General features: G+C 71.8%; 10 protein-coding genes. 7 read left to right on the forward strand and 3 right to left on the reverse strand.

The genetic code is table 11. The features are described from left to right. A partial coding sequence (locus SSOG_RS11045) for a glycosyl hydrolase-related protein (protein WP_039937198.1) occupies window positions 1-570 on the forward strand: 570 nt, incomplete at its 5' end. Between the two features lie 76 nt (window positions 571-646). Here the strand turns inward: SSOG_RS11045 and SSOG_RS11050 are convergent. Together SSOG_RS11050 and SSOG_RS11055 are read right to left on the reverse strand one after the other, a co-directional pair. Next, complete coding sequence (locus SSOG_RS11050; protein ID WP_009714305.1) at window positions 647-955, reverse strand: DUF6204 family protein; 309 nt, start codon at window positions 953-955, stop codon at window positions 647-649. Beyond that, on the reverse strand, window positions 943-1,599 hold the full coding sequence (locus SSOG_RS11055; protein WP_009714306.1) for a TetR/AcrR family transcriptional regulator: 657 nt from the start codon (window positions 1,597-1,599) through the stop codon (window positions 943-945). The genes SSOG_RS11050 and SSOG_RS11055 overlap by 13 nt, the downstream gene beginning before the upstream one ends. 74 nt (window positions 1,600-1,673) lie before the next feature. Between SSOG_RS11055 and SSOG_RS11060 the strand changes: the two genes are divergently transcribed. The 6 genes from SSOG_RS11060 (at window position 1,674) to SSOG_RS11085 (ending at window position 6,716) form a co-directional block, all read left to right on the forward strand. Continuing rightward, window positions 1,674-2,471, forward strand: coding sequence for an ABC transporter ATP-binding protein (locus SSOG_RS11060; protein ID WP_009714307.1), 798 nt, complete (start codon window positions 1,674-1,676; stop codon window positions 2,469-2,471). A gap of 25 nt (window positions 2,472-2,496) precedes the next feature. Next, a complete protein-coding gene (locus SSOG_RS11065) occupies window positions 2,497-3,249 on the forward strand; it encodes an ABC transporter permease (protein ID WP_009714308.1) in 753 nt (250 codons plus the stop codon). A 49-nt stretch (window positions 3,250-3,298) separates the two neighbouring features. Next, window positions 3,299-4,024 (forward strand): GntR family transcriptional regulator, encoded by a 726-nt coding sequence (locus SSOG_RS11070; RefSeq protein WP_039937201.1) that lies wholly within the window; start codon window positions 3,299-3,301, stop codon window positions 4,022-4,024. Between the two features lie 89 nt (window positions 4,025-4,113). Continuing rightward, on the forward strand, window positions 4,114-5,187 hold the full coding sequence (locus tag SSOG_RS11075; protein WP_039937203.1) for an Ldh family oxidoreductase: 1,074 nt from the start codon (window positions 4,114-4,116) through the stop codon (window positions 5,185-5,187). Further along, on the forward strand, window positions 5,184-5,486 hold the full coding sequence (locus tag SSOG_RS11080) for a putative quinol monooxygenase (protein WP_009714311.1): 303 nt from the start codon (window positions 5,184-5,186) through the stop codon (window positions 5,484-5,486). The genes SSOG_RS11075 and SSOG_RS11080 overlap by 4 nt, the downstream gene beginning before the upstream one ends. 123 nt (window positions 5,487-5,609) lie before the next feature. Further along, complete coding sequence (locus SSOG_RS11085) at window positions 5,610-6,716, forward strand: alpha/beta fold hydrolase (RefSeq protein WP_009714312.1); 1,107 nt, start codon at window positions 5,610-5,612, stop codon at window positions 6,714-6,716. 8 nt (window positions 6,717-6,724) lie between these two features. Here the strand turns inward: SSOG_RS11085 and SSOG_RS11090 are convergent. After that, the coding region (locus tag SSOG_RS11090; RefSeq protein ID WP_063631553.1) for a pyruvate dehydrogenase at window positions 6,725-8,376 on the reverse strand (1,652 nt) is incomplete at its 5' end.

The following is an 8,376-nucleotide window of genomic DNA, read 5'->3' on the forward strand; positions in this document are numbered from 1 at the left end:
GCCCACCGCTGGCTGCGGGTCGCCGAACCGGGGTACGGGGCCGCGCTGCTCAACGACTCGACGTACGGCCACGACGTGACCCGTACGGCGCACTCCGCCGACGACGGCGACGTACTCGGCACCACCGTACGGCTGACGCTGCTGCGCGCCCCGCACAGCCCCGACCCCGAGACGGACCTCGGCACCCACCGCTTCCGCTACGCGCTGCTGCCGGGCGCGAGCGTCGGCGACGCGGTCGAGGGCGGCCTCGCCCTGAACCTGCCGCTGCGCACCCTGCCCAGCGGCCCGACCGGGCCCGCGCCGCTGCTCTCCGTGGACAACCCGGCGATCACGGTGGAGTCGGTGAAGCTCGCCGAGGACCGCAGCGGGGATGTGGTGGTGCGGCTGTACGAGTCGCACGGCGGCCGCGCGGCGGGCACGCTCATCGCCGGTTTCCCGGTCCTGTCGGCGGACGTCACCGATCTGCTGGAGCGCCCGCTGCACCCGGCCGCCACCGGCCCGGCCGGGCTGTCCCTGGCCCTGCGGCCGCATCAGATCCTCACCCTGCGGCTGCGGCCGGTGCCCGCGTAGACATCCCTCGTAGGCAGGTCGTCGACCGCCCGGTGCCGCCCCCCGCGCGGCGCCGGGCGGTCCGCTCAGCTCCCCCTCATCTGCCGCGCCCCTTGCGGCGGACCTTGATGTGGCGCATGTCCGTCACCCCGACCCGCAGGACCCGGTGCGGATAACCGTGCGCCACCAGCGCCGCCATGGCCCGCTCGGTCGCCTCCGTCTCGCCGTCGCCGTCCGCCTCCGCGGGCACCTGGCAGCGGAAGGTGAACGCCGAGAGCCCACGGTCGTAGGTGAAGGTGCCCTCGTCGGTGAAGGCGGTCCGGAAGGCGTCGGCTCCTTCCAGCAGCGCGGCCCGGTCCTCCTCGCCCAGCCCCTCGAACACACCGCGGATCGTCACCCGGAACACGTCTGCTCTCCCTTCCGCACGGCATACGTGGCCAGCGGCTCGCCCTGCACCCCCTGGAACGCGTCCAGCAGAGCGACCACGGCCGCGGCGATCGCGTCGGGCCCCTCCCCCGCCTCGGTCCGCCTGCCGATCTCGGCGAAGACCAGCGCGTGGAACGCACCGAGCTGGGTGGCCACCACCCGCGGCAGCGGATCGTCCGGTCCGGCGCCGGTCTCCTCGGCCAGCACGGCCGCGAGCGCGTCGGTCATCTCCCGGCCGAGTTCCTCCAGCCGGGCGATGAGCGTGGGCGCGGCCCGCATCATCGCGAAGACCCGCTCGAAGCCCTCGGTCAGCCCCAGCGAGCGGTCCCGCCGCTCCACCTCGTCCCGCAGCCGCGCCAGCACCGCACCGGCCGCCGACTCGCCGGGGCCGCGGTCCCGCACGATGTCGGCGAGCCGCTGCGCGGACGCCTGATCCGGCGGGAGCACCAAGTCCTCCTTCGCCTCGAAGTAGTTGTAGAGGGTGTTGACCGACACCTCCGCCGTGGCCGCGACCTCGGCGATCGTGACGCGGTCGAAGCCCCGCTCCACGAACAACTCGATCGCGACCCGGTTGATGCGCTGCCGCGTCTCCCGCTTCTTGCGCTCCCGTAGCCCTTCTGCCATGCCATGAAGTCTAACCCCACTGCAAAAAAGTAATGCATTGCATTTTTGCAGTGCGCTGTGTTTTTATCGGCGCCATGCCCACACCACCCACCCCCACCCCGGTCATCGAAACCCGGGGCCTCGCCCGGACGTATCCGCTCCCGGCGGGCCCGGTGCACGCCGTCCGCGGCATCGACCTGACCGTCGACCGCGGCGAGATCCTCGGCTTCCTCGGCCCCAACGGGGCGGGCAAGACCACGACCCTGCGCATGCTCACCACCCTCCTGCCGCCCAGCGGGGGCGAGGCCACGGTCGCCGGGCACGATCTGCGGCACGACTCCGCGGGGGTGCGCCGCCGCATCGGCTACGTGGCCCAGTCCGGCGGCCTGGACCCCGCCTGCTCGGTACGCGAGGAACTGGTCACCCAGGGGCGGCTGCACCGGCTGCCCCGGGCCGAGGCGCGCGAGCGCGCCGGGGAACTCGCCCGGGACCTCGGCCTCACACCCCTGCTGGACCGCCCCACCCGTGCGCTCTCCGGCGGTCAGCGCCGCCGGGTGGAGATCGCGCTCGGCCTGATCAACCGGCCCGAGGTGGTCTTCCTCGACGAACCGACCACCGGGCTCGACCCCGGCAGCCGCGCCGAACTGTGGGACCTGGTCCGGCGGATCCGCGCCGAGCACGGCACCACCGTCTTCCTGACCACGCACTACCTGGACGAGGCCGACGCGCTCGCCGACCGGATCGTGGTCGTGGACGCCGGGGTGATCGTCGCCGAGGGCACCCCCGCCGACCTCAAGGCCCGCCACGCGGGCGATCCCGCCGCCAGCCTCCAGGACGCCTTCCTGGCCATCACCGGCCGGTCCGCGACGGCCGACGAACCCGTCGCCATCTGACCCTTCGACCACTCAAGGCACTTCCATGACCCTGCTTGCCGACACCGGCGTCGTCTTCGGCCGCTATCTGCGGGCCACCCTCCGCTCCAAGACCAATCTCTTCTTCGGCATGCTCCAACCGCTGCTCTTCCTGGCCCTCTTCGGACCGCTGCTGACCAAGCTCAGCCTGGGCGTGAGCGGTTCGTCCTGGCAGGCCCTGGTCCCCGGCGTGCTCATCCAGCTCGCCCTGCTCGGCGGCTCGTACGTGGGGCTCGGCCTGCTGATGGACCGCAACCTCGGCATCATCGACCGCATGCGGGTCACGCCGGTGGACCCCCTGGCCCTGCTGCTGGGCCGGGTCCTGCGCGATGTCGTGCAGCTGGTCGTCCAGTCGGTGCTGCTCGTGCTCCTCGGCCTGGCCTTCGGCCTCCGCGCGCCCCTCGCCGGAGTCCTGATCGGCCTGCTGTTCGTGGCCGTGCTCTCGGCGGCGCTGTCCGCCCTCTCGTACGGGCTCGCGATGAACGTCAGGACACCGCCCGAGTTCGCCGCCATCGCCAACACGGCGGGCATGCCGCTGATGCTGCTGTCCGGGCTGCTGCTGCCGATGTCCCTCGCCCCGGGCTGGCTGGACGGCGCCTCCCACGCCGTGCCGTTCCGCTACACCGTGGACGCCGTACGCCAGACCTTCCTGGGCCACTACGCCAACGGCACCGTCGCCCTCGGCGCCGCCATCACCCTGGCCCTGGCCGCCCTCTGCCTCGCCCTCGGCGCCCGCCTCTTCCGCCGCGCGGAACGCTGACCGCTAGCCTGTATACAGACAGGTGCGCGGGGCGACGGCGAGGAGAGGCATGGCTCGGGCGACGGGCAAGAGCGAGGCGGTCTACGAGCGGCTGAAGGGGGACATCGAGTCGCTGCGGCTGCGGCCCGGGGCGAAGCTGAGCGAGGTCCGGCTCGGCGAGGAGCTGGGCGCTTCCCGTACGCCCGTGCGCGAGGCCATCCGCCGTCTCGCGGGCGAGGGGCTGGTCGACTTCGTACCGGGCGAGGTGGCGCGGGTGGCCGCCATCTCGCTGGGCGGCGTACGCGCCCTGTTCGAGATCCGGACGTTGCTGGAGCCCCGGGCGGCCGCCCTGGTAGCGGCCTCGGGGGCGGCCGACGAGCGCGCACTGACCCCGTTCCACGAGCTGGTGGAGCGGCTGGAGGAGTTCGAGGAGTCCTTCCGCGCGCTGGACGCCGCCGAGCAGGCGCGCGGCTACCGGGACTTCTACGAGATCGCCGAGGGCTTCGACCAGGCCGTCATCACCACGTGCCGCAATCCGTACCTCGCCCGCACCATCCGCGATCTGCGCAGCCAGACGGTGCGTCTGCGGCATGTCTCGCACAGCGGCCCACGGCGGATGCTGACGTCACTGGAGGAGCACCGCGCCCTGCTGAAGGCGATCACGGACGGGGACACCGAGGCCGCCGAGGCGGCCTGCCGCCATCACCTCGCGCAGACCCTCCAGGCCCTCATCGAGAGCCTGACCAGCGAGGATTCCCCCATCGGCGGGGACGTCCAGGTGGACGTCGTCCGCTGATGTCCGCGCCCTCGCGGGCATGGTCTCTCCGGCGGCGCATGCTGTATACAGGAGCGGATACAGTTCTCGGACGGGAGGACGGACGACGCATGTCGCACATCGTCGGCGCCGCCGCACTGCGCCGGTTCGCCGCCACGGCGACCGAGGCCCTCGGGGTGCCGCCCGAAGACGCCCGGCTGCTCGCGGACACGCTGGTGACCGCGGAGCTATGGGGCCACCCCTCCCACGGGATGCTGCGTCTGCCCTGGTACCTGAGGCGCGTCGAGAGCGGTGCGACGGCTCCGGTCGCGCGGCCGGAGACCGTCGTCGACAACGGCGCGGTGCTGGTGATCGACGGCCATCACGGGCTGGGGCAGGTGCTCACCCACCGGGCCACCACGCTCGGGGTCGAGCGCGCCCGGCACCATGGGGTCAGCACCGTGGCCGTACGGAACTCGGGCCACTTCGGCACCGCCGCGTACTTCACCCGCCAGGCCGCCGAACAGGGCTGCGTGGCGCTGCTCGCCACCAACGCGAGCCCCGCCATGGCCCCGTGGGGCGGCCGGGAGAAACGGGTCGGCACCAACCCCTGGTCGATCGCCGCGCCCGGCGGCCGCTACGGAACCGTGGTGATGGACATCGCCAACACCGCCGTCGCGCGCGGCAAGATCTACCACGCCAAGGAGCGCGGCGAGCCCATACCCGAGGGCTGGGCGGCCGACGCCGACGGCGTACCGACCACCGATGCCCGGCGGGCGGTCGAGGGGCTGATCCTGCCGATGGCCGGGCACAAGGGCTACGCCATCTCGTTCATGTTCGACGTCCTGGCCGGGGTGCTGACCGGCAGCGCCAGCGGCAGCGCGGTGGTCGGCCCGTACTCGCCGCACGGCCGCAGTGGCGCGGGCCATCTGCTGATCTGCATCGACATCCGCTCGATGGCCGCGCCGGAGGACTTCGAGCGGCACATCGAGCGGCTGGTCGAGGAGACCAAGGCGACCCCCACCGCCCCGGGCACGGAGGAGATCTTCGTCCCCGGTGAGCCGGAGGCCCGTACCGCCGAGCGCCTGAGGACCGAGGGCATCACGCTGGCCGACGACACCTGGCAGTCCCTCGTCCGCATCGCCGAACGGACCGGTGTGACACCGCCCGTACCCCACCCCCGACCCGAGGAGCTTTCCGCATGATCGCCCTGACCGTCTCCCTCCAGGTCACGCCCGGCTGCCGCGACGACTTCCTCGCCGCGATCGAGGCGCAGGCCGAGCGGTCCTTCACCGACGAGCCCGGCTGTCTGTACTTCGACGTCGTCTGCGACCTCTCCGACGACCACCACTTCGTCTTCCACGAGCTGTACGAGGACGAGGCCGCCGTCGAGGCCCATCGCGCCGCCCCGCACTTCTCGGTCTGGCGGGAGGCCGCCGCGCGGTACGTGGTCCCGGGCAGCCAGGTCAACACCCTCTCCCGCCGCCTGTTCCACCACTCCTGACGACGAGGGATGAGCGCCCGCCCCGCATGAGCTGCCTGGGCGGGTGCTCCATGAGTGTGGCCTCTTCTCGTTCAGAACGGGTAAACGGGCGTTGATCCAACCGCATACGGCCAGGAGAAACACGTGCCCAGACCACTCGTCACCGGTATCGTCGCCACCGCCGCGGCCACCGTCCTGCTCACCGCCTCCGGGGCCGTGAGCGGCAGCGCGACCGCCACGGCGCCGCGGGAGCCCCGCGCCACCGACGTTCATCGGGTCCGTATTCAGGACGAGTTCGACTCGCTCGGGCCCCAGGTGCGGGCGGCGAAGCTGGATTCGGGGCGCACCGCGCACTACATCGACGAGGGGCCCCGGGACGGGAAGCCCGTGCTCTACCTCGGGGGCACGGGGACCAGCGCGCGGGCGGCGCATATGACGGACTTCCTGCGCAGCACGCGGGAGTCCCTCGGGCTGCGGCTGATATCGGTCGAGCGCAATGGCTTCGGCGACACGGATTTCGACAAGGGCCTGGGGAAGGCCGACTTCGTGAAGGACGCGCTCCAGGTGCTGGACCGTATCGGGGTGCGCAAGGTCAGCGTGGTCGCCATCTCGGGTGGCGGGCCCTACGCCGCCGAGCTGGCTTCCCTGGCGCCGGACCGTATCCAGTCGCTCCATCTGGCCGCCGCGCTGCCGCCGTACGGGGCCGAGCCGTCGTACTGCTCGATGTCCGACGAGGAGCTGGGCAAGTCCCTGGAGAAGCAGATCGCCGATCCGCGCATCTGGTGGGCGCTTCCGGAGGACAGCCCGACCAAGCGGGTGCCCGGGTTCGCCGACACCGCGTACGAGGACGGCGCCCGCACCTACAACCAGCGCGGGCAGAAGGCCGATCCCGCGCCGCAGGTGCATGAGCAGAAGCTGTACTGCGAGCGGCCCGGACCGGATCTGTCGAAGCTGACGGCACCCGTCATCGTCTACAGCGGGAAGAAGGACACGACCGTGCCGCCGAGCATGGTCGGGACCTGGAAGGACCATCTGCCCGGCGATCCGGTGGTACGCAGCTACGCCGACTCGGGGCATGACGTGCAGTACCGCCACTGGGACCAGCTCATGGTCGATCTGGCCGGGTACCCGGACCGGACCGTCGTCTGCTACCGGGGCCACAGTGCCATGCCACCGGCCAGGGTCGCCGATCCGCTGGTCGAGAAGGGGCGGGCCACGCTCGGCAGCTGCGCCTGGCAGAAGTCCGGCTGATCAGGAGGTCAGGGGCGGGGGACGTTGCGCAGGTTGGAGCGGGCCATCTGGACCATCTTGCCGACGCCTCCGTCCAGCACCATCTTGCTCGCCGACAGCGCGAAGCCCGTCACCATCTCGGCCTTGATCTTCGGCGGGATGGACAGTGCGTTGGGGTCGGTGACGACGTCGACCAGGGCGGGGCCCTTGTGGTGCAGGGCGGTGCGCAGCGCGGACCGCAGGTGCTTGGGCTTCTCGACGCGTTCGGCGTACGCCCCGGCGGCGCGGGCGAGTTGGGCGAAGTTGGGGTTGTGGTTGCCGGTGCCGTACGCGGGCAGGCCCGAGACCAGCATCTCCAGCTCGACCATGCCGAGGGAGGAGTTGTTGAAGAGGATGACCTTCACCGGCAGGTCGTACTGCACGAGGGTGAGGAAGTCGCCCATCAGCATCGTGAACCCGCCGTCGCCGGACATCGAGATGACCTGGCGGCGGCGGTCGAGGAACTGGGCGCCGATGGCCTGCGGCAGCGCGTTGGCCATCGAGCCGTGGGTGAACGAACCGATCACCCGGCGACGGCCGTTGGGGGTCAGATAGCGGGCCGCCCAGACGTTGCACATCCCGGTGTCGACGGTGAAGATCGCATCGTCGGCGGCCTCCTCGTCCAGAATCGAGGCCACGTACTCCGGGTGGATCGGAATGTGCTTCTCCACCTTGCGGGTGTACGCCTTGACCACGCCCTCCAGCGCCTCCGCGTGCTTCTTCAGCATCCGGTCCAGGAACCGACGGTCGGTCTTGGGGCGCACCTTCGGCGTCAGACAGCGCAGCGTCTCGCGGACGTCGCCCCAGACGGCCAGGTCGAGCTTGGAGCGGCGGCCCAAGTGCTCGGGGCGGACGTCGACCTGGACGGTGCGGACGTCGTCGGGGAGGAAGGCGTTGTACGGGAAGTCGGTGCCCAGCAGGAGCAGCAGATCGCATTCGTTGGTGGCCTCGTACGCCGCGCCGTAGCCGAGCAGTCCGCTCATTCCGACGTCGTACGGGTTGTCGTACTGGATGTGTTCCTTGCCGCGCAGGGCGTGCCCCACCGGGGCCTTCACCCGCTCGGCGAAGGCCATCACCTCCTCATGGGCCCCTGCGGTGCCGCTGCCGCAGAAGAGCGTCACCCGGTCCGCCTCGTCCACCATGCGCGCGAGGGCGTCGATCTCGGTGTCGCCGGGGCGCACGGTGGGGCGTGAGGTCACCAGTGCGTGCTCCTCGGCGCGTTCGGGCGCCGGGCGGGCCGCGATGTCGCCGGGGAGCGAGACGACGCTGACGCCGCGGCGGCCGACCGCGTGCTGGATCGCGGTCTGGAGGACGCGCGGCATCTGCTGGGGGCTGGAGATCAGCTCGCTGTAGTGGCTGCACTCGCGGAACAGCTGGTCGGGGTGGGTCTCCTGGAAGTAGCCGGTGCCGATCTCGCTGCTGGGGATGTGCGAGGCGAGGGCGAGGACCGGGGCCATGGAGCGGTGGGCGTCGTACAGCCCGTTGATCAGGTGCAGATTGCCGGGGCCGCAGGAGCCCGCGCAGCCCGCGAGCTTGCCGGTGAGCTGGGCCTCGGCGCCCGCGGCGAACGCGGCGGTCTCCTCGTGCCGCACCTGGATCCAGTCGATGGCGGAGTTACGGCGGATCGCGTCCACGACGGGGT

The organism is Streptomyces himastatinicus ATCC 53653, from assembly GCF_000158915.1.
GTDB classification, from domain to species: domain Bacteria; phylum Actinomycetota; class Actinomycetes; order Streptomycetales; family Streptomycetaceae; genus Streptomyces; species Streptomyces himastatinicus.

Excerpts from the sequence above, each read along its gene's own strand:
- SSOG_RS11055 (WP_009714306.1), bottom strand. The coding sequence starts at position 1,599 with ATGGCAGAAGGGCTACGGGAGCGCAAGAAGCGGGAGACGCGGCAGCGC.
- SSOG_RS11060 (WP_009714307.1), top strand. The coding sequence starts at position 1,674 with ATGCCCACACCACCCACCCCCACCCCGGTCATCGAAACCCGGGGCCTC.
- SSOG_RS11065 (WP_009714308.1), top strand. The coding sequence starts at position 2,497 with ATGACCCTGCTTGCCGACACCGGCGTCGTCTTCGGCCGCTATCTGCGG.
- SSOG_RS11070 (WP_039937201.1), top strand. The coding sequence starts at position 3,299 with ATGGCTCGGGCGACGGGCAAGAGCGAGGCGGTCTACGAGCGGCTGAAG.
- SSOG_RS11075 (WP_039937203.1), top strand. The coding sequence starts at position 4,114 with ATGTCGCACATCGTCGGCGCCGCCGCACTGCGCCGGTTCGCCGCCACG.
- SSOG_RS11080 (WP_009714311.1), top strand. The coding sequence starts at position 5,184 with ATGATCGCCCTGACCGTCTCCCTCCAGGTCACGCCCGGCTGCCGCGAC.